The organism is Gilliamella sp. B3023, assembly GCF_026536845.1.
GTDB lineage: Bacteria > Pseudomonadota > Gammaproteobacteria > Enterobacterales > Orbaceae > Gilliamella > Gilliamella apicola_E.
Genome location: NZ_JAFNNH010000043.1, coordinates 1 through 1,746 on the forward strand (window position 1 = coordinate 1; position 1,746 = coordinate 1,746).

Consider the following 1,746-nt stretch of genomic DNA (forward strand, 5'->3'; position numbering starts at 1 on the left):
CCCTCTTTTGTCCGACTACGAACAAAATCCAATCCAATGATTTTTTCATAATAGTCATTGATTTTACGCCAATCTTCAGCACGAAAAGTAAAACTATCTTTATATTTTTCATAAATATAAGATGTTAATTCATTAAGCTCCTGCAGATAGTTGTCATGTTGTTCTTGTGTAATTAAATTTACCACTAATGCATGTCTAAATTCATTTCTTAAGCGTGGTTCCATTCTATCAATTCTTTCTTTTTGGTCCCGCATATCGCGCTCCTTACGTAGTTTTGGTGATATTAACGGATGAATTATAAACAAATTTTTGGGAGCGTCCAAGCGGAAAGGCTCGCTATGCGTTCCTTTCCACCTGTCCTAAAGTATAAAATTAGGTGAGTTGTGAATAGGTCACTGTGTAAAATGCTCGCTCACAGCGAGACTGCAACCTCTGCTTTGCTATTGACATTATCAACACTGTTCAATTATTAACATAAAAAGTAAATAACAATGTGTACAAAAATTAAAGAGTGAATTCCGATTAAGTGATTGTGACGATAATTTATCGTTTAATCTCCCAACTCCATATCTTGCGATGTTATTATCTGATCAATAATAGGTTTTTCTGCTAAATTTTTTCCTGGAGTATCTAATGTCTGGTTTAACATTTTGCTTGATATTGTCGCGTGCTGTTTTTTAGCCGTTAAATATTTACTTTTGGTTAATGACAATACTTTATCCGACTCAGTCAATGCCTTGCTTAACTCTGCCTTCTGAACATCTTTATCGTCCCCAAATTTGCACAAAAACTCTTTTAAATAAGATAAATTATTGGTTTTATTACTATTAACATTCGTTAATTCACAGAGCTTTATTGCTGAAGTTTCGGCGACTAATTCATCTCGTTTGAAAAAATTTATTACTTGCACAGGTGTTGTTGGTGTTCGCCCCAATTCCCGACTGGTTGAATGCCAGATTTCATGAAAGATATCGTTATAGTATCCTTCGGCAGTCTTATACTGGGATTTATCGGGCTATGTGATTTGGGATCATAACGAGGATTTGACGGGCTGTTATGTAAAACCTTAACCCCCTGACTTGATATAAATTGCTCGACTTTTAAATTTTCCTGCCACTGTTTTTCTGGCTTAATTTCAAGCGGAAGTTTATCAAAGGAAGCTTTATCCAGTTGTTCTACATTATAAAATTTAATATTTCGTAATTTTTCATTATCTTTATATAAATCACTTTCAAAAAAGTTATCTTTCTCATCCGGTTTTATTTGTAAATTATTTACCTGTATTTCATCCTCAGTTAACCAGCGAGTCTCTGAAAATCCTTTTTGATGTCCTTTTTTATATAACCACTCTACTTGATATATTTCTTGAGTATAAGGTTTTTTGGGAAAGTTTGCATTAGTTTGTGTAAAGTTCGAAATCCTTTGATTATCATCAGTTTGCTGTATCTGCTCGAAAAGCTGATTAGCATTGTCTGCTGTCATCATTTACATCTCGATAAGCCAGTCATCTTCTAACCCCTCTTTTGTCCGACTACGAACAAAATCCAATCCAATGATTTTTTCATAATAGTCATTAATTTTATCCCAATCATCTGGATAAAAACTTGGGTCATCTTTATATTTTTCATAAATATAAGACGTTAATTCATTAAGCTCCTGCAAATAGTTGTCATGTTGTTCTTGTGTAATTAAATTTACCGCCAAGGCATGTCTAAATTCATTTCTTAAGCGTCGTTCCATTCTATC

Annotated in this window: 4 protein-coding genes; all 4 read right to left on the bottom strand. The window is 33.6% G+C overall.

The window, feature by feature from the left end:
• A partial coding sequence (locus J3U16_RS11835) for a hypothetical protein (RefSeq protein ID WP_267343178.1) occupies positions 1 to 254 on the bottom strand: 254 nt, incomplete at its 3' end.
• A 296-nt stretch (positions 255 to 550) separates the two neighbouring features.
• Complete coding sequence (locus J3U16_RS11840; RefSeq protein WP_324169852.1) at positions 551 to 970, bottom strand: hypothetical protein; 420 nt, start codon at positions 968 to 970, stop codon at positions 551 to 553.
• A complete protein-coding gene (locus tag J3U16_RS11845; RefSeq protein WP_267331133.1) occupies positions 901 to 1,485 on the bottom strand; it encodes a hypothetical protein in 585 nt (194 codons plus the stop codon). The genes J3U16_RS11840 and J3U16_RS11845 overlap by 70 nt, the downstream gene beginning before the upstream one ends.
• Positions 1,486 to 1,746, bottom strand: a 261-nt coding sequence (locus J3U16_RS11850) for a hypothetical protein (RefSeq protein WP_267331134.1), incomplete at its 5' end; no start/stop codon positions are given.

Bases quoted from the DNA above. Each gene is read 5' to 3' on its own strand.
- J3U16_RS11845 (WP_267331133.1), bottom strand. From the start codon at position 1,485: ATGATGACAGCAGACAATGCTAATCAGCTTTTCGAGCAGATACAGCAA.